We start from the raw sequence: 20,273 nt of genomic DNA on the forward strand, positions 1-20,273 counted from the left end.
GACCGCTAGCATGGGCCACCCCCACCTTGTTGTGCCGTTCCATGGACGCCCGTACCACCCTCCCCCCGCCCGCCACCTGCGATACCGCCCCGCGTGCCGAATTCCTACGCGGCCTGCGCGCCGCCGTGCCGGTGATGATCGGCTTCATTCCGTTTGCCCTGGTGCTCGGTGCGCAGGCGGCCCAGAAGGGCCTGAGCGCACTGGAAGTACCGCTGATGACCGGCCTCAACTTCGCTGGCGGTTCGGAGTTCGCCGCCGTCGAACTGTGGACCTCGCCACCGCACATCGCGCTGATCGTGGCCATCACCGCGCTGGTCAACAGCCGCCACCTGCTGATGGGCGCCAGCCTGGCCCCGCTGCTCCAGCACCTGCCGCGCCGACGCGTGCTGCCGGCCCTGTTCTTCATGTGCGACGAAAGCTGGGCGATGGGCGTGGCCGATGCGCGCCGGCGCGCGCTTGGCTTCAGCCTGGCCTACTACCTGGGCGTGTCGGCAGGCCTGTACACGGTCTGGGTGGCCTGCACCGCGCTGGGCGCGATCATCGGGCCGATGCTGGGCGACATCCGCGCCTATGGTTTCGACATGGCCTTCCCCGCCGTGTTCCTGGTGCTGCTGCGCGGCATGTGGCAGGGCATGAAGGCGGCGCGGCCGTGGCTGGTCAGCCTGGTCGTGGCCGCCGCCACTTATCTGCTGGTCCCGGGCGCGTGGTACGTGGCCAGCGGCGCACTGGCGGGCCTGGCCGCGGCCTGGCTGCTGGCGGAGGACGCGGCATGATCTTCAATGGACTGATCCAGTGGACCTCGGTGCTGACCATCGTGCTGATGGCCGCTGCCACCTACCTGACCCGCATCGTCGGCTTCCTGGCGTTGCGCAACCGCACCCTGAGCAAACGTGCGGTGACGGTGATGGAAGCCGCGCCGGGCTGCGTGCTGATCTCGGTGATCGCCCCGGACTTCGTTGCCGACAAACCCGCCGACCTGGCCGCGCTGGCCATTACCCTGCTGGCCGCCACGCGGCTGTCGATGCTCCCGACTGTGCTGATCGGCGTGGTCTCGGCGGGTGTGTTGCGCTATCTGATGGGGTAGCCACCGGACCGCCGGGCAATGCCCGGCGGTCCGTAGTGGCGCAGCAGTGCAATCACGCGCTGCTGCTTGCCGCCAGCAGGCACAGGCTGCGCGGCGGCAGCGTCCAGGCGCCTTCCTCATCCGGCTCCAACGGCGTTTCGTCGGTCTGCAGGAGTACGCGCCGGAACGACAGGGCATCGTCTGACACACAGAACCGCTGCGGCTGCTCCCCGGCGTTCAACAGCAGGGCCAGGCTGACATGCCGCCCGGGCTCGCGCAGGCCACTGTCCGGACTGCGACCGTCCAGCACGATCGCCAGCGCACGCAGCCCTGCGTCATGCCAGTCCGCTTCCTCCATGCCGCGACCATCGGGATGCCGCCAGTCGATATCCCGCAGGCCCAGCGCCTCATCGTACTCGCCGCGCAGGAACCGGTTCCGGCGCAGCAGGCCGTAGCGCCGGCGCAGTGACAGCGCCCGCCGCACGAACGCCACCTGCGCCTGTGCAGCCGGCAATGCTGCGCGCTCCCAGTCGATCCAGCTCAGCGGATTGTCCTGGCAGTAGGCGTTGTTGTTGCCTCGCTGCGAATGGCCGAACTCATCGCCGGCCAGCAGCATCGGCGTCCCCTGCGCCAGCAGCAGCGTGGCCAGCAGGTTGCGCATCTGCCGCGCACGCAACGAAAGGATCGCCGCATCATCGGTGTCTCCCTCCACGCCGTGGTTGCTGGAGAGGTTGTGCGAGTGTCCGTCACGGTTGTCCTCGCCGTTGGCCTCGTTGTGGCGATCGTTGTAGCTGACCAGATCGTGCAGGGTGAATCCATCATGCGCGGTCACCAGATTGATGCTGGCCGACGGTCGCCTGCCGTGGTGTTCGAACAGGTCGGCCGAGCCGGTGAAGCGCGTGGCAAACTCTGGCAGCTGCCCGCCATCGCCACGCCACAGCGCGCGCACCGTGTCGCGGAAGCGGTCGTTCCACTCGGCCCAGCCCGGCGGAAACTGGCCCAGCTGGTAGCCGCCCGGGCCGATGTCCCATGGCTCGGCAATCAGCTTCACCTGGCTCAGGATCGGGTCCTGGCGTACCGCATCGAGGAAGCTGCCCGAGGCGTCGAAGCCATGCCGTTCGCGGCCGAGGATGGTTGCCAGGTCGAAGCGGAACCCATCCACCCGCATCTCGGTCACCCAGTAGCGCAGGGAGTCCATGACCATGCGCAGCGCACCGGCATTGGTCAGGTCGAACGTATTGCCGGTACCCGTATCGTTGATGTAGTAGCGGCGATCATCGGCCAAACGGTAGTAGCTGGCGTTGTCGATGCCCTTGAACGACAGCGTAGGGCCCAGCTCGTTGCCTTCGGCGGTGTGGTTGTAGACCACGTCCAGGATGACCTCGATGCCCGCGTTGTGCAGGCGCGCGACCATCTGCTTGAACTCGGCCACGGTGCCCAGCGACAGATAGCGTGCCTGCGGCGCGAAGAAGCCGATGGTGTTGTATCCCCAGTAGTTGCGCAGCCCGCGCTCGAGCAGCTGCTGGTCATCCACGTAGGCATGCACCGGCAGCAGCTCGATGGCGGTCACCCCCAGATGGCTGAGGTGGTCGACCACCGCATCGTGCCGCAACGCGGAGAAGGTACCGCGCTCGGCCTGCGGGACGTCGGGATGCTGCATGGTCAGTCCGCGCACGTGGGCTTCGTAGATCACGGTCCGGTCCCAGGGCGTGGCAGGTGCACGCTCGACGCCCCAGCTGAAAGCCGGATCGATCACGGCACAGCGTGGCATGTAACTGGCGCTGTCGCGGCGGTCGAAACTGAGATCGCCATCGCGGTGACCCAGGGTGTAGCCGAACAGGTGTGGGGCCCACTTCAGTTCGCCGACGATCTGCTTGGCGTAGGGGTCCAGCAGCAGCTTGTTGGGATTGAAGCGATGGCCCTCTTCCGGGGCATACGGGCCGTGCACCCGGTAGCCGTAACGTTGCCCGGGCCGCACGTCCGGCAGGTAGCCGTGCCAGATCTCGTTGGTGTACTCGGGCAGCGCGATACGCTCGACTTCACGGTTGCGCGCGTCGAACAGGCACAGTTCCACCCGCGTGGCGTGCCGCGAGTACAGCGCGAAGTTCACACCCAATCCGTCCCAGGTCGCCCCCAGCGGGAACGGCCGGCCTTCGCGCACCCGCGAAGTCTGCGTCCACTTACGGCTGACCATCGGTTCCCTCCTCGTCGCGCGCAGCGGCAATCTCGGCTTCCACCAAGCGCTCGGCCATGTGCCAATGCCGCTGCTGCTGGTCGTCCGGCCGCCCTTCAGCTTCCCATATCTGATGGGCCAATGCCTCAATCCGCTGCCGTCGTTCCCTGCTGTCCATCCCTACCTGTCTCCTCGTTGATCCATATCGCCAACGGGCTGCCAGCCAGAAGCCCGGCCACGTCCGCGGTTGCGTTGAAATGTTCGATGCGCCCGTCCAGGAGGTTGCGCATGGGGCCTGTCGGCAGCCCGTGCAGCATCACGCCAGTGCCGACGTCGTGTGCTGCGTGCAGGCTGGGCCCGGGCACGGCGGTGGGCGAACCACGCCGCACGATCACCAGCAGCACCTGCGCCTGATGCCTGCGCGCGAATGCCAGCCAGGGCGAACGCGCCGGTGCGGACAGCGGCTGCAGTTGGCCGTGCAGGAACAGCTGCGGGTGCCTGCGGCGGCACTCCAGCAAGCGCCTGAGCAGAAATGCCTTGATGCCACCGTCCCGCCAGTCCTCCAGCAGGGCGGGCCACCCGCGCGTATCACGCAGCCACGCCTGCCGCACTGGATAGTCCACGGCACGCCGGTTGTCCGGGTCCACCAGGCTCAGGTCCCAGCCTTCGCCGCCCTGGTAGAGGTCGGGCACGCCGGGCAGGCAGTGCTGCAGGCACAGCTGTGCCAGGCCGTTGCAGGCGCCCGCCGGCGCAATGCGCGCCACGAACGTCGCCAGCGCCTCCCGCACCGGCTGCAATGGCGCTCCATCCAGCAGCGCGTGCAGCCACTGCGCGGCGGCCTCCTCCACGGCCACGTTGGGATCGGACCAGCTGCTGACCCGTTTACCCTCGCGCAATGCCTTGATCAGCCATTGCACCATCCTCGATGCGAAGCCGGCGCCGGGGGTACCGTGCATCGGCCACGCGGCGACGAGCGCCTGCCATAGCGCATAGGTCTCGGCACCCGGCAACGGCATCGGCGCGCCGGCGTGGGTCGCCATCCGGCTCCAGCGCCGCACCGCGTCCCGCCACTCGACCGTGCAGGTACTGAGAACCGCCAGCCGTGCCCGGCTGTCGGCCCCGCGCTTGTGATCGTGGGTCGCCAGCGCAAGCAGCGCCCTGGGATGGCGCCGCAGGCGCCCGGCTGCATGTTCCAGCAGCTCGCGCCCCTCCATGCCCAGCCGCTGTGGATCACTGCCGACTTCGTTGCGCGACAGCAGCCTGAAATAGCGATAGAACCCGGTATCTTCCACCGACTTGGCATTCAGCGGCGCGGCCAGCTGCCCGAACCGTACGCGCAGCTCGGTTTCAGCCGGCGCCTGGCCGGGAAGTGCCTGCAGCAGCAGATCCAGCGCGGCGCGTGCGGCACCGTCCAGCGCCTCGCGCGCAGCACCGGCAGCGTCCACCAGCGCCTTTCGTTCACCCGCCCCCTGCAGCGAATAGGGCCGGTAGGTGCGGTAATGCCGCAGCAATGAAGCCAATGCGCGCGCCAGCGCAGCCAGTCCGATATCGGCCTCGGCCAGCCGGGGCTGCAGGACCTGCTGCGCACTGCGCAGCAGCCGCTGGAAGTCTGCGTGAAGGCCTTGGCGCAAGATCATGCCGCGAGCGTCCTGCTGAATCCGGTCAAAGCTGCGCGGGTCACCGCCCAGTGCCTGCCACGTGCGCGAGAGCGCGGGCGCAGCCGCCGGATCGTGCAACCAGGCACCGGTCTGGTCCATGAAGTCATAGCCGGTGGTGCCCTCGCAGGCCCAGCCGTCGGGCAGCTGCTCGCCCTCGGCCAGTATCTTCTCCACATGCAGGCTCACCGCCTGCGGATCACGACCGCCGGCCGCACAGGCTGCGTCGAGCGATTCACGAAGGCGCCGCAGGTAGGCGCCCGGGGAGGACAGGCCATCCACATGATCGATACGCAGGCCGTCCACCTGTCCCTCGCGTACCAACCGCAGCGGCAGCGCATGCACCGCCTCGAACACGTCGTCGCGCTCCACCCGCAGCGCGGCCAGTTCATTGATATCGAAAAAGCGCCGGTAGTTCACCTGATCGCCCGCCGTGCGCCACCAGGCCAGCCGGTAGTGCTGCCGCTGCAGCAGGGTATGCAGCCGTTCAACGCTGCGGTTGCAGCGCTCGACCCACGCCGGCCACTGCGCGGGGTCCAGTGGATGGCTGCGCGGCGACAACGGCAACGCCAGCCCATGGTGGCGCAGCACGGGCCGCGCCTTGTCCACCACCACGCGCACGACGCCATCGCGCACCGCGTCGTGCAACGGCCGGTCCAGCACAGGCAGCCACAGCCGGCCCTCGCAGCCCGGCGCCTCCCAGTCGATGTCAAACCAATCTGCGTGCGGGCTCCGACGCCCGTGCATCAGCACATCGCTCCACCAATGGCTGTGCGGGGAAGCCGCAAGATGGTTGGGTACGATGTCCAGGATCAGGCCCATGCCTTGCGCACGCGCCGCTGTCGCCAGCCGCTGGAAGGCTTCTTCGCCGCCCAGTTCCGGATTGATGCGGGCCGGGTCGATGCCATCGTAGCCATGCGTAGACCCGGGCAGCGCAGCGGCGACAGGCGACAGGTAAAGGTGGCTGACGCCCAGCGCGGCGTAATACCGCACCTGCGCCGCGGCGTCCCCGAGGTCGAAGCCTGCATGCAATTGCAGGCGCACGGTGGCACGCAACGGAGTCATCGCCGCTCCTTGCGCCGCGTGGCGCTGAACCGGGCAATACGCGCGTCGGCCGCGTCCTGGTCCCACGCTAGCGGTAGCCGCCGGCGCCAGTTCGGATGGCCGTCGACGGTGCCCGGCAAGTTCACCTGCGCGCGACTGCCCAGGGCGTCTTCCAGCGGAAGCAGCGCCAGCCGTGACGATGCGTGCGCGACCAGCGACAGCGCACGCGCTTCAAGCGTGGCCCCCTCGCCCCGGGCGACTGCGGACAGCGCCTGGACCTCTCTGGAGCGCGCGTGCAGCGCCGACGGAAGCCCGCTCAGCTCTCCCAGGCGGGCACGCCAGCGCAGGTCGCGCCCGTGCAGCCAGCCGGACAGCGGTGGCAGATCATGGGTGGAGGGCATGGCCACCGCATCGCGGCGCCACCGTGGCGCGGGCAGGAAGCGCTCACCGTTGCGGGCGAACGGCAGCACCTCGATGCCCAGGATGCCGCGGGCTGCCAGCCGCTGGCGAACGCCCGGCGGCACCACGCCCAGGTCTTCACCAATCAGCACGCAGCGATGCCGCCACGATTCCAGCACCAGCAGGTTGATCAGATCATCGAACGGATAGCGCAGGTAAACGCCCTGCCCGGCGCCCGCCCCGCGGGGAAGCACCCACAGGCGCTGCAGGCCAAGGATATGGTCGATGCGCAGCCCGCCACGGCCGGCCATCACAGCGCGCAGCACGCGGATGAACGGCTCAAAGCCCTCGCGCTGCAGGGCGAAGGGTGACCAGCTGGTGATACCCCAGGCCTGGCCCAGCGGATTGAACGCATCCGGCGGCGCGCCCAGTTCAAGGCCCTGCAGCAGTTGATCGCCGCCGGTCCGCGCCTCGACGCCCTGCGGTGCGCAACCCACCGCCAGATCCGCGATCAGCCCGATCGACGCGCCGTCGTTGCGCAATCCCGCCTGCACCTGCGCCCAGCCGTGCCGCGCCAACCATTGCGCAAACGCATGGTCGTCGGCGCTTCCAGTGAAACGGTCGGCGGCGTGCTGGCAATAGCGCAGCAGGGGTTCGCCTTGCGCATCGCGCCACGTCTGCATCTGTTCGCACTGTGCCGGCGCCTGCTGCCGCAGCCACTGGTGCACCTGGCGCAGCCAGCGCCACTTCAACGCCGCCGAGTGCGGCCAGTCGATGCGGCGCGCTGCGGTGGCGGCTGCAACTGCCGTCGCCAGTGCTTGGTCTTCAGCCAGCACGGCGTCGGCTGCCTCCGGCAGTACCTGCGGCAGGGACACCTGCAGTGGATCGAGCCAGTGCCGGTCGCTGGGCGAATAGGGGCTGTAACCTGGCCCAGGTGGCAAGCCGGCATGCAGCGGGCTCAACGCCACTGCATCGCCGCCGTGACGGTGCAGCAGTTCGCTCCATCGTGCACAGCCGGCGCTGTCACCGATGCCAGCGTCGCAAGAGGCGCGAAGGCTGTAGACCTGCGCCGACAGGCCCCAGCCGCGCAGCGTGCCCTGCGGCCACCAGGCACGTTGTGGCGCCACCGCAACCGCCTGTTGCCGGTCGCCCCGGCGCCACTGCCAGTAACCCGGCTGGTCCGGCACGCGCCAGCGCCCTTGCGCATCGGCGCGTGCCGGCAGCACTGCGCCATGCTCATCCACCCAGCACGCTGCGCCGGCTGCGTCCGGCATCGCCAGCAGCTGTCCACAGCAGGCCGTGCGCAGGCCACCGTGCTCGGGCGCTGCATCGCCCTGCAGCCCCTCCAGCACCGCGCGCAGCACGTCCGGTGCGACCTCGCGCTCGACACCGGCCACGTCGGTCCAGCGAACCAGCAGGCCCGCGCGCCGTGCCGCCTCCAGAACCGCCGCATCGGTCCTCATGCGGCGACCCAACAGGCAAGCACGCCGCCGCCTGCGGGCAGCAACGTGGCAGCGTCCGGCCCTACAACGTGCTCCCCGGCCGGCATCGCATGCACCACCGGCGACGGGCCGACATTGACCGCGATCCACCACTGGCCCGACGGCAGCTGCCAGCCCGCCTGCACCGCGCCTTCGCCCAGCACGCGCGCACCCAACGACCGCGCCTGCAGCAACCCGGGCTGCAGATAGCGCCTGCGCAGTGCCAGAAACCCGCTCGTGCAGCGCAGCCAGTCCTGCGACCAGGGATCATCGCCGGGCGGCGACGTGTAGGACGCCTGCAGGGTGGCCGGGTCGTTCGGGTCGGGAATACGCGCGCGCGAGGCGGCGTCGGCAAAGGCGCTGAAACCAGCGAACTCGCGGCGACGCCCTTCGCGCACCGCCTCGTCCAGCGGCGGCGCGTAGTCGGTGAAGAACAGGAACGGCGATTGCGCCTGCCACGGTTCGCCCATGAACAGCAGCGGGATCATCGGCGTCAGCAGGGTCAACGCCAGCGCCGCACGCAGCCGCGCAGGATCGGTCAGCATCGACAGGCGCTCGCCGAGAGCGCGGTTGCCTACCTGATCGTGGTTCTGCGCGAATACCACAAAACGCGCGGGCGACAGGTCGGCGCTGGGTTCGCCGCGGGGATCGCCGCGCAGGTCCGGTTCACCCTGCCAGGCGAATCCTTCGGCCAGGCAGCGCGCCAGCAGTGCTTCGGCGCGACCGGCATAGGCCGCGTAATAGCCCTCCTGCTCGCCGGTCAGCATCACGTGCAGCGCATTGTGGAAGTCATCGTTCCACTGCCCCTGGTAGGCGCCGCGCAGCCACCGCGCCTGGTTGCGCTCGTTCTCCAGCACCAGGTGCGCGTGCGGGGCCACCGCACGTACCTCATCGGCCAGCTGCTGGAGGAAACGGTCATCGTCAATGGCGTGCACCGCGTCCAGGCGCAGGCCATCGAAGCCGTAGTCGCGCAACCACATCAGCGCGTTGTCGATGAAAAAGCGCCGCACCCAGGGCTGGCGGAAGTCGATGGCCTCGCCCCACGGCGTGCTGCGGTCGTCACGGAAGAACCCGCGCGCGTAGTCGCGCAAGTGGTTGCCCTGTGGTCCGAAGTGGTTGTAGACCACATCCAGCAGCACCGACAGCCCTGCATCGTGCGCCGCTTCGATGAAGGCCCTCAGCGCTGCCGGCCCGCCATAGGCATGGGCCGGCGCATACGGGAACACGCCGTCGTAGCCCCAGTTGCGCTGGCCGGGAAACTGCGCGACCGGCATCAGTTCAATGGCGGTGATGCCCAGCGCGGCCAGCATCGGCAGCTGCGCGGTCAACGCCGCGAAGCCGCCGCCGGCCTCGATGTGTGCTTCATAGATCACCAGATCCTGCCAGGCATGCCCGCGCCAAGCGGGTTGCGCCATGGCCGTGTCCAGCACCACCGCGCTGTCTCCGTCGATGCCGTCCGGCTGCCAGCGCGAGGCCGGGTCGGGCACGTCCTGACCGGAAGGAAGGCGAAAACGGTAGCGGTCGCCATGCGATGCCGGTGTCCGCAGCCAGTGGCAGCCGTCCGGGTCACGTTGCATGGGCTGTTGCGTGCCGCGCAGGCACAGCGCCATCGTCCTTGCGTCCGGTGCCCACACGCGGAACTCCACCCCGTCACCGGCCACCGGCCAAGCGCCCAGGCGCGGGGCCACTGTGGTCATGCATCAACCTGCAGGTACAGCGTGGAAAGCGGCGGCAGCGTGAGCCGCAGCGACTGCGCGTGGCCGTGCATCGGCCTCGACTCGGTATGCACTGCACCGAGGTTTCCCGCATTGCCGCCACCGTAATACGCGCTGTCGGTGTTGAGCCGTTCGCTCCAACGCCCCGGGTGCGGCACGCCGACCCGGTAGCCGTCGCGACGTACCGGAGTGAAGTTGCTCACCACCAGCAGGGTGCGGCCGCTACCGGCCGGATCCCGGCGGATGAACGCGTAAACGCTGTTGCGGCTGTCGTCGGCCACGCTCCAATCGAAACCGCGTTCGTCGCGCTCGTCGCGATGCAACGCGGGTTCGGCGCGGAGCACGCCGTTGAGGTCTCGCACCAGGCGCGACAGGCCCTGGCCCTCGTTGCTGGCCGCCCGTGCCCAGTCCAGTGCCGCATCGTGCGACCACTCATGGCCCTGGCCGAACTCACCGCCCATGAACAGCAGTTTGCTGCCCGGGTGCGCCCACATGAAACCGTAGTACGCGCGGAGCTGGGCCAGCCGCTGCGCCGGCTCGCCCGCCATCTTGGCCAGCAGCGCGCCTTTGCCATGCACCACCTCGTCATGCGACAGCGGCAGCACGAACCGTTCGGAGAAGGCGTAGACCAGGCCGAAGCTGATCTCGCTGTGGTGATGCTGGCGATGGACCGGATCGCGCCCCAGGTACTGCAGGGTGTCGTGCATCCAGCCCATGTTCCATTTATGGGTGAAGCCAAGCCCGCCCGCTTCCACCGGCGCGGTCACGCCCGGCCACGCGGTGGATTCCTCGGCGATCACCAGCACGTCCGGGGAGCGCTCGCGCAGCGCCTGGTTCATCCGCCGCAGGAACGCGACCGCCTGCAGATTCTCGCGCCCGCCCTGCTCGTTAGGTATCCACTCCCCCTCGGCCCGGCTGTAATCCCGGTACAGCATCGACGCCACGGCGTCCACGCGCAGACCGTCGATGTGGAACCGCTCCACCCACTCCAAGGCACTGCCGATCAGGTAGGCGGCCACTTCATTGCGGCCATAGTTGTAGATCAGCGTGTCCCAGTCGGCGTGTACCCCTTCGCGCGGATCCGCATGCTCGTACAGCGCGGTCCCATCGAACCCGGCCAGGCCATGCGCATCGTTCGGGAAGTGCGCGCTTACCCAGTCCACGATCACCCCTACGCCGGCCTGGTGGCAGCGGTCCACGAAGCGCGCGAAGGCCTGCGGCGTGCCATGGCGCGCCGTCGGCGCGTAGATGCCCAGCGGCTGATAGCCCCAGGAACCGCCAAAGGGATGCTCGCTGACCGGCAGCAGCTCGATGTGGGTAAAGCCGAGTCCGGCCACGTACGGAATCAACCGGTCGGCCAGGGCATCCCAGTCCAGCGGCGCGCCCTCGTCGCTGCGCTGCCAAGAGCCCGCATGTACTTCGTAGATGGACAGCGGTGCGCAGGTTCCGGCCTGGCGTCGGGCCGCCAACCATGCGTCATCGTGCCACTGCGTCGGCGCCGCCGAAGGCACCCGCGAAGCGGTGGCCGGTGGCAGCTCGGCCCAGCGCGCCATCGGATCGAACTTGTCGGGCATCACCCGGCCGTCGGCGCCGACGATGCGGAATTTGTAGCGGGCACCGGCCTGCACGCCCGGCAGGAACAGTTCCCACACGCCGGCGGTGTGACGCAGCCGCATCGGATGGCGTCGGCCGTCCCACCCGTTGAAATCGCCAACCACGGCGACCCGCCGGGCATTGGGCGCCCACACCGCGAAGCGCACGCCCGCAATGCCCTGCACCTGCGTCGGCACCGCACCCAGCTGCCGCGCCGCATCGGCATCACCGGCATGGAACCGCTGCAGCAGGGCTTCGTCCAACAGTGGACCGAACGCATAGGCATCGTGCACCTGCTCCACGCCCTGTTCGAAATGCAGGGCAAGCAGCGGTATCGCCGCGTCGCCGGCCGCGCCCTCGAACAGGCCGGGTAACGGGCCGGGGGACAGGTCCCAGCGCCGCCCGTCGCCTGCAATCACCTCGACGCGCTGCGCGTGCGGCACCAGCACGCGCAGCTGGCGTCCGCCTTCTGGCTGGCGATGCGGGCCCAGCCAGGCGAATGCATCGGCCGGGCGTGCATGGACCAGGTCCTCCAGCGCCGGCGCGACACGCTGCTCCAATCCCGCCTCCGCGATGGTTTCATCCTCCAGGGCGGCCAGATGCAGGCTGTCGTGGCTCATGCGGCCACCTGGCAGGTCTGCTGGTACAACGCCAGGTAGGCGCGCCCTGCCGCATCCCAGCCACCTGGCCGCAGCATGGCCGCGCGGCGCATGGCCTGCAGCAGCCCCGGCAGGCGGAAGGTGCGCATCGCCCGTTCCACGCAGCGGCGCAGGCCATCGGCATTGGCGCCATGGAACAGGAAACCGGTCACGCCGTCCTCCACGGTATCCACCAGCCCGCCGGTCGCGTGTGCGATGGGCAGGCAGCCGAAGCGCTGCGCGTACATCTGGCTCAGTCCGCAGGGTTCGAAGCGTGAAGGCATCAGCAGGAAATCGGCGCCGGCAAACATCTGGCGGGCCAGCGCTTCCTCGAACCCGATGAAGGCGCCCACCCGCCCCGGGTAGCGCCGGGCCAGCGACTGCACCTGCGCTTCCACCTGCGGCTCGCCACCGCCGATGATGACCAGCTGGCCGCCGGCCGCCACGATCTGTGGCGCCACGTCGCAGGTGATGTCCAGGCCCTTCTGGTGCACCAGCCGCGAGACCACCGCGAACAGCGGCCCGGTCGACGGCGCCAGCCCGAACGCCTTGCGCACCGCATGGGCGTTGGTGGCGCGCCCGGTCCACTCGCCAATGCCGAAGTGGGCCTTGAGATGGATGTCGCGGCGCGGGTCCCAGCTGGCGTCGATGCCGTTGACGATGCCACTCAGGTGCCCGCCGGCTGCGCGACGCGCCAACAGGTCATGCAGCCCGCAGCCGTCATCCGGGGCGGTGATCTGCTGCGCATAGCGCAGGCTGACCGTGTTCAGGCGCGTGGCATTGGTGATGCCGCCCTGCAGGAACGACATCTGCCCATGGAAGTGCAGTTCATCCAGGTGTTCGGCCGGCACGCCTAGCACCGGCGCAAGCGCGTAGGGGAACAGCCCCTGGTAAGCCAGGTTGTGGATGGTCAGCAGAGTCGGCACGGCCGTCCGGTCCCAACGTACGTAGGCGGCCGCCATGGCCACCGGCCAGTCATTCAGGTGCAGCAGCTGCGGCGACCAGTCCAGCCCGGCACGCCCTGCCGCGATCTCCGCAGCCGCATGCGAAAGCGTGGCGAATCGAACCGCGTTGTCCTTCCACTCCTGCCCCTGCCCGTCCACGTAGGGCGAGCCCTCACGCTCGTACAGCTCCGCCGACAGCAGCACATAGATCGGAAGGCCGTCGGCCTGCACCGCCATGCCGATCGCGCACGCTGGCAAGCCGGCCCGCGCGCTGACCTGCCCCACCCGCTGCAACTGTGGCAGGCGCTGCAGTACCTCCGGGTAGCCGGGCAGCAGCACGCGCGAATCACACGCACCGCGCACCGCACGCGGCAGGGCCGCAGCTACGTCGCCCAGGCCACCGGCCTTGACGAAGTCCGCCATCTCGGTGGCAACGAACAACACCCGCTGCACCAGTTCCGGCAGCTCCAGCGGTTGCGAGTGGCCGCGGCGGGTGCCGATCGGCACGGGCGTGACCGGAGAGATCGCAACGGGTGAAGCGGACTGGGCGGCGCGGGCCATGGGGATGATCTCGGATGCTTCAGGCAGACAGACGCCAGCGGCGCCCGGACGGGCGCTGGTGCTGGGAAGGAAGTCGACGCAGGACGTGGGGGACGCCAGCGAGAGGCTCAGGACGACAATAGCCCTCCATGCGATCAATCAACCGTGAAGCCATGGCGATTTCTTTGTGACAAGGCGTCATGAGCTCAGTACGCATGAGGTACGCCCGCCAGCCGCCCGTGCCTCTCCTGTAGAGCCGAGCCCACGCTCGGCTGCGGGCAGTCCCGTTGCCGCTCGAGCCGAAAATGGGCTCGGCTTTACAGAGATTCTCCCTGCGACACCCGGTCGCAGGCCTTCGCGCCACGCGCTTGACCAATGTCAAATCGCCCGCCGCCACGCGGGAGTATTCCTATGCAGGACCCGAACACACCGGCGCTGCCGGCCTCTACAAGGACCCCCGCGATGAACTACTCCCCCGACAACGCCCAGCTCCTGAATGCGCTGCAGAACGTCATGGTGATCTCCACCACCGACCTGCAGGGCAACATCACCTACGCCAATGACCTGTTCTGCACGCTCACCGGCTTCGCCCGCGAGGAACTGATCGGCCAGCCGCACAGCATCGTGCGCCATCCGGATGTGCCCAAGGCGGTCTACAAGGACATGTGGGACACCATCAAGGCCGGCAAGACCTGGACCGGGATCGTGCCCAACCTCGGCAAGGGCGGCGTGCTCTACGTGGTCGACACCACCGTGCAGCCGCTGTTCGACGCCAACGGCAACATAACCTCCTACATCAGCATCCGCCGCGTGGTGAACGACCTGATGCAGAACTACGACCTGGTCGAGTTCAGCAAGGAAAAGTTCGACGACTTCTACGAGGCCGCGTGAACGCCCTCCCGACCAGTACGCCCTTCAGCCGCCTGCTGGTGGGTTTCGCGTCCGAGTCGGGCAATGCCCGCGCCTTGGCCCAGCGCTTGGGCGCGGACCTGCAGCCGCACGCGCCGCAGGTGCTCCCGTTCAACGACATCGACGTGGCCAGTCTCGGCCACGGCGATGTGCTGCTGGCGATTTCCAGCTCGTTCGGCGATGGCGAACCGCCGGCCAATGGCGAGCGGTTCTTCGAAACCCTGCGCCAGACCCCGACGCTGAGCGGCCTGCGCTATGCCGTGTTTGGGCTCGGTGACACCGGCTACCCGAGCTTCTGCGGCTTCACCAAGGCGCTGGATGCCGCGCTGAGCGAGCGCCAGGCGCAGCCGCTGCTGCACCGGGTGGATGCCGACCTGGGCTACGAGCAGTTCTTCCAGCAATGGCAGCCGGTGCTAAGCCAGGTGCTGGGTGGCGACCTCAGCGCTGGCCAAGACCTGCACCTGCAGGTCACCGCCTATGGCGAAGACAATGCCTTTTCCGCCCCCATTCTCGAACGTCGCCGCCTGAACAGCAGCGACCCGGCCGCGTGGCACCTGCAGCTGGACATTGCCGGAAGTGGCATGGCCTATCGCGCGGGCGACACCCTGCACGTAGTACCCGAGAACGATCCTGCCCTGCTGAAGGCATTGGCCACCTGGTACGGCGACACCACCGCCGTGGCCGCCCTGCATGACCGCGAGCTGCGCCTGCTGAGCAAGGGCGTGCTGCGCGAACTGGCCCGGCTGGGCGGTAGTGAGGCACTGAAGGGCCTGCTGAAGGTCAGCCAGAAGCGCGAGCTGGAGGCCTACCTGCACGGCCTGGACCTGCTGGACGTGCTGCAGGACCACGCTACGCCGGACAGCGTGCCACTTGCCCGGCTGCGCGAACTGCTGTCACCGCGGCTGCCGCGTGCCTATTCGATCGCCTCGCACCCGTGCGACGACCAGCTGAGCCTGTGCGTGCGCGAAGTGCATTACACCCTGCGCGGCCGCGAGCGCTTCGGCACCGCTACCGGCAGCCTGCTGCACGGTGGCGACCACGCCCGTGTGTACTGCCGTTCCAACCCTGGCTTCCACCTACCCGATACCGGCGAGGCACCGCTGCTGCTGGTCGGTACCGGTACCGGCATTGCACCGCTGATGGGACTGATGCAGGAGCTGCAGGCCAACGGCTGCGAACGCGAGGTGCACCTTGTGTTCGGCGAGAAGCACAGCAAGCACGACTACCTGTTCCGGGACCAGCTGCAGGACTGGCATACCCGGGGCGTGCTGGCCGGCCTGCATACCGCGTTCTCGCGCGATGGCGCCGAAAAGGTCTATGTGCAGCATGTACTGCGGCAGCGCAGCGATGAAGTGCGCGATGTGCTGGCCCGCGGTGGGCATCTGTACCTGTGCGGCAACAAGCGCCACCTGGAAAGCGCGGTGCGCGAGGCCATCGATGACATCGCTGGCGAAGGGCGCTGGGACGCGCTGCGCGGTGAAGGCCGCACGCACTGTGAGCTGTACTGATCCATGGCCACCGGACCGCACGGACCTTGAACCGGTAGAGCCGGCCGCTGACCGGCTGCTCCGGACGTCACGGTTGCCGGCCAGCGGCCGGCACTACCATCAGATGTGACCAACCATCGCCGGTGCGTCCATCACGGGTCAATTGCCTACAATGCGGCCGTCCACCACGCGCGCCACCTGCTGGCCGAACATGGCCACATCCTGCGGGTCATGGCTGATCAACAGCAACGGGATGCCGGTCCGGTCCAGCACCGTTTCCAGCTCCTGACGCAGGTGGTGGCGCAGGTCATGGTCCAGTGCGGAGAACGGCTCATCCAGCAGCAGCGCCTGCGGCTGCGTCACCAGGGCGCGCGCCAATGCAGTGCGCTGGCGCTGGCCACCGGAGACCTGCGCGGGCAGCAGATCGCCCACCGTGTCGATGCGGAATGCGTGCAGCCACTGCTCCACCACATCGAAACGCTGGCCGACCCGCGGATTCAGCCATCCCTTCTGCAGCCCGAACGCCACATTCTGGCGCACGCTCAGGTGCGGGAACAGCGCGTAATCCTGGAACACGTAGCCCAGCCGACGGCGCTGCGGCGGCAGATCCACAGCGGTGGCCGCGTCGAACAGGGTCTGCCCCTGCAGGCGCACATGGCCCTGGCACGGCCGCAGCAGCCCGGCCACCGCCTTCAGGGTCAGGCTCTTGCCGGCGCCTGAAGGCCCGAACAGCACCACCTGGCGCTGCGTGCACTGCAGCGATACGTCCAACACGAAATCCTGGCCGGCCGCCTGCAGGCGGCGCTGCACCTGCAGGTCAAGCCACATCGCGCAGCTCCCGGCGACGTCCGCCCACCAGCCGCGCAGCCAGCAACAGGATCACGATGCAGACCACCGAAGTCAGGATCACCAGCGCATTGGCCTTGCCATCCTGACCGGCCTGCACCGCCTCGTAGATGGCGATCGACAGCGTCTGCGTCCGGCCCGGAATGCTGCCGGCCACCATCAGCGTCGCGCCAAACTCACCCATCGCGCGTGCGAAGGCCAGCAGCAGGCCGGCAAGAATGCCGCGCCACGCCAGCGGCAGCGTGACGCGGAAGAACACCGCTGCTTCGGACACTCCAAGCGTGCGCGCGGCCTGCTCCAGCTGTCCGTCCACTTCCTCGAACGCCGCGCGTGCCGGCTTGAACACCAGCGGCAGCGAAGCCACCGCCGCGGCGATCACCGCGGCCTGCCAGGTGAACACCAGGTTGATGCCGAACCACGACTGCAGCCACGCGCCGATCGGGCCGTTGCGGCCGATCAGCACCAGCAGGTAATAGCCCAGCACCGTCGGTGGCAGCACCATCGGCAGGGTCAGCAGCGAATCCAGCAGCTCGCGGCCGGGAAAGCGCCGCCGCGCCAGCAGCGCGCCCAGTGCAACGCCCAGCACCAGATTGATCGCGGTGGCCCAGCCGGCCACCTTCAGCGACAACCCCAGTGCGCTCCAGTCCAGATCCATGCGTCAGGGCTTGCCGAACCCATGTTTGGCCAGGATCGCCTGGCCCTGCGCCGAACGCACGAAGGCGGTGAAGCGCCTGGCTTCGGCCGACTGCGCGCTGGCCCTGGTCACCGCCAGCGGATAGGCAATGCGCCCCGCCAACGGAACCGCGAAGGCACGGCGCACGCGGTCGGGCATCGCCTGTGCATCGGTGGCATAGACGAAGCCGGCATCCACTTCACCGCGCGCCACGTAATCCAGCGACTGGCGCACGTTCTGCGTCGTGATGATCCTGCCCTGCACCGACGGCCACAGGCCCGCAGCTTCCAGCGCGCCCTTGGCATAGCGGCCGACCGGCACGCTGTCCGGGTTGCCCAGCGCAACGCGCCGCACACCGGCACCGGCCAGGTCCTTCAAGGTACGCGGCGCAGCCTTGGCCTGCGGCGGCACCACCACCCACAGTGCGTTCACCGCGAACACCTCGCGGGTACCGGCCGCCAGCAGGTCCTGCTGCTGGGCCTGGTCCATCGTGGTTTCATCGGCCGACGCGAACACATCCACCGGTGCGCCACGGCTGATCTGCTGCAGCAGCACGCCGGATGCGGCGAAGTTGAAATCGACCCTGGTGCCCGGGTGCGCCTTCTCATAGGCATTGCCCAGTTCGCGGAAGCTCTCGGTCAGGCTCGATGCCGCCGACACCGTCAACTCGGCCGCCCAGGCCGGCACTGCAGCCAGCATTCCCAGCACCAACAGCCCCGCTCGCATCATGGGTCGGCCCCTCGCCTGCCTGATCAGTCCAGTCCGGATTCCCGAGCCACGGCCAGTTCCGCCAGCCGCTCGGGTTGCAGCAACAGCATCTCACGTTGGTTCACCGCAATCACACCCTCGTCGCTCAACCGGCGCAGCACCCGGCTCACCGTCTCCGGCGCCATCCGCAGGTAGTTGGCAATCTCGGTACGGGCCATGCTCAGGTTGAAACGGGTGGCGGAGAATCCGCGCCGGGCATAGCGCTCGGAAAGATCCAGCAGGAACGCCGCCATGCGCTCCTCGGTGCGATGGTTGGCAGCCAGCGTGGCCACCTTGCCGATCTCGGCACTGAGCAGGCTGAACAGCCGTGCCTGCAGCCCCGGCATGCGGGTGGCCAGCAGGCTCAATCGCGGGAACGAGATCCGGCACAGGTAGACGGTGTCCAGGGCCACGGCGTTGCAGGGAAAGCGCGCGCCATGGATGGCATTGAGCCCGATCACCTCGCCCGGCAGGCTGAACCCCAGCACCTGCTCGTTGCCCTGGCTGTCATCGACATAGGTCTTGACCATGCCCGCGCGGACCGCTGCGATCGAGTCGAACGGATCGCCTGCACGGAACAGGTAGTCGCCGGCCTGGAACGGGCCGACGTGGTCGACCAGCACATGCAGTTCGCCCAGCGCTGTCTTGTCGTAGCCCTGCGACATGCAGGCATCGGAGAACGCGCAGGTGCTGCAGAAGTGCAGCGCGTCTCCGTCGTCGGCCGCTGCCGGATTGGGCGTGGCCGGTCGGGACGCGGGCGGAGCGGAGGGGTTCAGGGGCATTGCAGCGACGCAGTAACGAAGGCCCTCATCATACGACAGCGCACCACCCGGCCCTGCGCAACCTGCGCCTACTCGGGCGCAGGTTCAGAACGCCGCTGCGGGCCACGCTGCCGCATGCTGTCGCGCACGTCCACGTCGAACTGCAGCTGCAGCATGCTGTCGTCATCCAACGCGATACCGAAGCCCAGGCCATCGCGGCAGGGCAGCCTCCCCGCCAGCGACTCGACGGCCTGGCGCGGCAGTACCAACCGGCAGAATGTCCCGCCATCGAGCAGCACCGCCTGATCGCCGGCATGCAGCGACAGCGCTACGCCCCAGCCGCCGCTGCCGCCGAAGCGGGTCAGGTTCTCGACCGACTCGCCGGCCAGCAAGCGTGCCAGCTCTTCCTCATCCACGCGCAGGCGCATCGATTGCTGTTGCAGCTGGACCTTCATGCTGTGATGGACTCCCACTCTGATGGCGTATTGCAGTTGAGCAGCAACGCCTGATCCTCGGGTGCCAATGGCAATCGGGTCACGCCCAGGCGTTCCTGCAGGGCGCGCAGTGAACGTAGCGCCATCGGATCATCAATCAAGTCCCGCAGCACGCGGCGGCAATGATCATCGATCTGCAACCGCATCGGCAACGGTTCATCGTCGAATACCGTGCAGGCGCGCGCTTGATAGGCCTGCAGACGTAGCAACAGCGCGGGCGTCATCCGCGGCGTATCGACCGGCACCACCCAGGCCGGCCCGTCAGGCATCTGCATCGCCACGCTGTAGAGCCCGCCCAGCGGGCCGCAGCGTGCCACGCAGTCCGGCACGCCGCCGAACGCCGGGTAGTTGCCGCTCACCCATACCCGCCCGGCGCCCGCCTGCTTCAACACGCCGCGCATGTGTTCCAGCAGGGTGCGGCCCTGCCAGGGCAGCAGCGCCTTGTCGCGGCCCATCCGGCTGGACAGGCCACCGGCCAGCACGATGCCGTTGATGCTCATCGCAGTAGGGCCACGCCATGCGTGGCTGCGTCGGCCGGATTCATCGGGAACGCCTCATCCACGCATGGCGTGGATCTACTGGACCCGGCGCCCTCCCGAAGGGCGCGGTCAATGCCCATGGTCATGGGTGTGGTCGTGGGAGTGCAAAGCTTCGCTGTCCACATGGCACAGGCTGCAACCCTCGCTCCACTGGCTGTCGCCGTCTTCGTAATGCTCCTGCTTCCAGATCGGGCACTGGTGCTTCACCACCTCGATCAGCTGCCGGCACGCGCGGAACGCCTCGTCGCGGTGCGGGCTGCCGGCGGCCACCACCACCGCCACATCGCCGATGCCGAGTCGCCCCTTGGCATGGGCCACATACAGTTTCAGCTTCGGACCGAACGTAGCCTCGACCTCGGCCGCCAGGCGCTTGAACTCGTTCAGCACCAGCGGCTCGAACAGGTCGTAGGTGATCCCGGTCACCCGCCGGCCCACATTGACGTCGCGCACCTTGCCGATGAACACATCGATACCGCCGAAGCCCGGATCGGAGACCGCCGCGACGCCTTCGGCCGGATCGATCGCCGCCTGCGCGCGGTCCACTACCTTCGCGATGATCGTCTCGCTCATCG

General features: G+C 68.6%; 18 protein-coding genes. 4 read left to right on the forward strand and 14 right to left on the reverse strand.

All coding sequences use genetic code 11. The features are described from left to right. The first annotated feature begins 41 nt into the window (after nt 1–41). Both N5C25_RS06535 and N5C25_RS06540 read left to right on the forward strand, forming a co-directional pair. Nucleotides 42–773 (forward strand): AzlC family ABC transporter permease, encoded by a 732-nt coding sequence (locus N5C25_RS06535; RefSeq protein ID WP_279936637.1) that lies wholly within the window; start codon nt 42–44, stop codon nt 771–773. Beyond that, nucleotides 770–1,084 carry an AzlD family protein gene (locus N5C25_RS06540; RefSeq protein ID WP_058982748.1) on the forward strand — a complete coding sequence of 105 codons (315 nt, stop codon included), beginning with the start codon at nt 770–772 and terminating at the stop codon, nt 1,082–1,084. Before N5C25_RS06535 ends, N5C25_RS06540 begins: the two co-directional genes overlap by 4 nt. A gap of 52 nt (nt 1,085–1,136) precedes the next feature. On the opposite strand, the gene glgX is transcribed toward N5C25_RS06540, so the two are convergent. Genes glgX through glgA form a run of 7 tightly spaced genes read right to left on the reverse strand, consistent with a single transcriptional unit; the run spans nt 1,137 to nt 13,266 of the window. Then, the gene (gene glgX, locus N5C25_RS06545; protein WP_279936638.1) at nt 1,137–3,257 is read right to left on the reverse strand and encodes a glycogen debranching protein GlgX; all 2,121 of its coding nucleotides are present in this window, start codon (nt 3,255–3,257) and stop codon (nt 1,137–1,139) included. Continuing rightward, nucleotides 3,244–3,414 (reverse strand): DUF2934 domain-containing protein, encoded by a 171-nt coding sequence (locus tag N5C25_RS06550; RefSeq protein ID WP_005413658.1) that lies wholly within the window; start codon nt 3,412–3,414, stop codon nt 3,244–3,246. The genes glgX and N5C25_RS06550 overlap by 14 nt, the downstream gene beginning before the upstream one ends. Beyond that, nucleotides 3,383–5,956, reverse strand: coding sequence for a malto-oligosyltrehalose synthase (gene treY, locus N5C25_RS06555; RefSeq protein ID WP_279936639.1), 2,574 nt, complete (start codon nt 5,954–5,956; stop codon nt 3,383–3,385). The genes N5C25_RS06550 and treY overlap by 32 nt, the downstream gene beginning before the upstream one ends. Next, nucleotides 5,953–7,797: a 4-alpha-glucanotransferase gene (locus N5C25_RS06560; protein WP_279936640.1), complete on the reverse strand. Its 1,845-nt coding sequence runs from the start codon at nt 7,795–7,797 to the stop codon at nt 5,953–5,955. The genes treY and N5C25_RS06560 overlap by 4 nt, the downstream gene beginning before the upstream one ends. Further along, nucleotides 7,794–9,512 (reverse strand): malto-oligosyltrehalose trehalohydrolase, encoded by a 1,719-nt coding sequence (treZ, locus tag N5C25_RS06565; RefSeq protein ID WP_058981738.1) that lies wholly within the window; start codon nt 9,510–9,512, stop codon nt 7,794–7,796. Before treZ ends, N5C25_RS06560 begins: the two co-directional genes overlap by 4 nt. After that, complete coding sequence (locus N5C25_RS06570) at nt 9,509–11,743, reverse strand: 1,4-alpha-glucan branching enzyme (protein WP_279936641.1); 2,235 nt, start codon at nt 11,741–11,743, stop codon at nt 9,509–9,511. The genes treZ and N5C25_RS06570 overlap by 4 nt, the downstream gene beginning before the upstream one ends. Continuing rightward, on the reverse strand, nt 11,740–13,266 hold the full coding sequence (gene glgA / locus N5C25_RS06575; RefSeq protein WP_279936642.1) for a glycogen synthase GlgA: 1,527 nt from the start codon (nt 13,264–13,266) through the stop codon (nt 11,740–11,742). The genes N5C25_RS06570 and glgA overlap by 4 nt, the downstream gene beginning before the upstream one ends. Nucleotides 13,267–13,707: 441 nt before the next feature. Here glgA and N5C25_RS06580 point away from each other — a divergent pair, with 441 nt between their 5' ends. Together N5C25_RS06580 and N5C25_RS06585 are read left to right on the forward strand one after the other, a co-directional pair. Then, a complete protein-coding gene (locus N5C25_RS06580) occupies nt 13,708–14,136 on the forward strand; it encodes a PAS domain-containing protein (RefSeq protein ID WP_279936643.1) in 429 nt (142 codons plus the stop codon). Further along, complete coding sequence (locus tag N5C25_RS06585) at nt 14,133–15,662, forward strand: sulfite reductase flavoprotein subunit alpha (protein WP_279936644.1); 1,530 nt, start codon at nt 14,133–14,135, stop codon at nt 15,660–15,662. The genes N5C25_RS06580 and N5C25_RS06585 overlap by 4 nt, the downstream gene beginning before the upstream one ends. A gap of 138 nt (nt 15,663–15,800) precedes the next feature. Here N5C25_RS06585 and N5C25_RS06590 read toward each other — a convergent pair whose 3' ends face one another. From N5C25_RS06590 to N5C25_RS06620, 7 genes are all read right to left on the reverse strand, one after another. Next, nucleotides 15,801–16,469 (reverse strand): ATP-binding cassette domain-containing protein, encoded by a 669-nt coding sequence (locus N5C25_RS06590; protein ID WP_279936645.1) that lies wholly within the window; start codon nt 16,467–16,469, stop codon nt 15,801–15,803. Then, the gene (modB, locus tag N5C25_RS06595; RefSeq protein ID WP_005409908.1) at nt 16,459–17,142 is read right to left on the reverse strand and encodes a molybdate ABC transporter permease subunit; all 684 of its coding nucleotides are present in this window, start codon (nt 17,140–17,142) and stop codon (nt 16,459–16,461) included. Before modB ends, N5C25_RS06590 begins: the two co-directional genes overlap by 11 nt. 3 nt (nt 17,143–17,145) lie before the next feature. After that, a complete protein-coding gene (gene modA / locus N5C25_RS06600; RefSeq protein WP_279936646.1) occupies nt 17,146–17,889 on the reverse strand; it encodes a molybdate ABC transporter substrate-binding protein in 744 nt (247 codons plus the stop codon). Between the two features lie 23 nt (nt 17,890–17,912). Then, nucleotides 17,913–18,689 carry a helix-turn-helix domain-containing protein gene (locus N5C25_RS06605; protein WP_279936647.1) on the reverse strand — a complete coding sequence of 259 codons (777 nt, stop codon included), beginning with the start codon at nt 18,687–18,689 and terminating at the stop codon, nt 17,913–17,915. 68 nt (nt 18,690–18,757) lie between these two features. Further along, nucleotides 18,758–19,123 (reverse strand): hypothetical protein, encoded by a 366-nt coding sequence (locus tag N5C25_RS06610; RefSeq protein ID WP_005413668.1) that lies wholly within the window; start codon nt 19,121–19,123, stop codon nt 18,758–18,760. After that, nucleotides 19,120–19,662, reverse strand: coding sequence for a molybdenum cofactor guanylyltransferase (locus tag N5C25_RS06615; RefSeq protein ID WP_279936648.1), 543 nt, complete (start codon nt 19,660–19,662; stop codon nt 19,120–19,122). The genes N5C25_RS06610 and N5C25_RS06615 overlap by 4 nt, the downstream gene beginning before the upstream one ends. 108 nt (nt 19,663–19,770) lie before the next feature. After that, nucleotides 19,771–20,271, reverse strand: a complete 501-nt coding sequence (locus tag N5C25_RS06620) for a molybdenum cofactor biosynthesis protein MoaE (RefSeq protein ID WP_279936649.1) — start codon at nt 20,269–20,271, stop codon at nt 19,771–19,773. Nucleotides 20,272–20,273: the final 2 nt, after the last annotated feature.

Source organism: Stenotrophomonas sp. GD03958 (assembly GCF_029839005.1).
Classification (GTDB): domain Bacteria; phylum Pseudomonadota; class Gammaproteobacteria; order Xanthomonadales; family Xanthomonadaceae; genus Stenotrophomonas; species Stenotrophomonas hibiscicola.

Bases quoted from the DNA above. Each gene is read 5' to 3' on its own strand.
- N5C25_RS06535 (WP_279936637.1), top strand. From the start codon at position 42: ATGGACGCCCGTACCACCCTCCCCCCGCCCGCCACCTGCGATACCGCC.
- N5C25_RS06540 (WP_058982748.1), top strand. From the start codon at position 770: ATGATCTTCAATGGACTGATCCAGTGGACCTCGGTGCTGACCATCGTG.
- glgX (WP_279936638.1), bottom strand. From the start codon at position 3,257: ATGGTCAGCCGTAAGTGGACGCAGACTTCGCGGGTGCGCGAAGGCCGG.
- N5C25_RS06550 (WP_005413658.1), bottom strand. From the start codon at position 3,414: ATGGACAGCAGGGAACGACGGCAGCGGATTGAGGCATTGGCCCATCAG.
- treY (WP_279936639.1), bottom strand. From the start codon at position 5,956: ATGACTCCGTTGCGTGCCACCGTGCGCCTGCAATTGCATGCAGGCTTC.
- N5C25_RS06560 (WP_279936640.1), bottom strand. From the start codon at position 7,797: ATGAGGACCGATGCGGCGGTTCTGGAGGCGGCACGGCGCGCGGGCCTG.
- treZ (WP_058981738.1), bottom strand. From the start codon at position 9,512: ATGACCACAGTGGCCCCGCGCCTGGGCGCTTGGCCGGTGGCCGGTGAC.
- N5C25_RS06570 (WP_279936641.1), bottom strand. From the start codon at position 11,743: ATGAGCCACGACAGCCTGCATCTGGCCGCCCTGGAGGATGAAACCATC.
- glgA (WP_279936642.1), bottom strand. From the start codon at position 13,266: ATGGCCCGCGCCGCCCAGTCCGCTTCACCCGTTGCGATCTCTCCGGTC.
- N5C25_RS06580 (WP_279936643.1), top strand. From the start codon at position 13,708: ATGAACTACTCCCCCGACAACGCCCAGCTCCTGAATGCGCTGCAGAAC.
- N5C25_RS06590 (WP_279936645.1), bottom strand. From the start codon at position 16,469: ATGTGGCTTGACCTGCAGGTGCAGCGCCGCCTGCAGGCGGCCGGCCAG.
- modB (WP_005409908.1), bottom strand. From the start codon at position 17,142: ATGGATCTGGACTGGAGCGCACTGGGGTTGTCGCTGAAGGTGGCCGGC.
- modA (WP_279936646.1), bottom strand. From the start codon at position 17,889: ATGATGCGAGCGGGGCTGTTGGTGCTGGGAATGCTGGCTGCAGTGCCG.
- N5C25_RS06605 (WP_279936647.1), bottom strand. From the start codon at position 18,689: ATGCCCCTGAACCCCTCCGCTCCGCCCGCGTCCCGACCGGCCACGCCC.
- N5C25_RS06610 (WP_005413668.1), bottom strand. From the start codon at position 19,123: ATGAAGGTCCAGCTGCAACAGCAATCGATGCGCCTGCGCGTGGATGAG.
- N5C25_RS06615 (WP_279936648.1), bottom strand. From the start codon at position 19,662: ATGAGCATCAACGGCATCGTGCTGGCCGGTGGCCTGTCCAGCCGGATG.
- N5C25_RS06620 (WP_279936649.1), bottom strand. From the start codon at position 20,271: ATGAGCGAGACGATCATCGCGAAGGTAGTGGACCGCGCGCAGGCGGCG.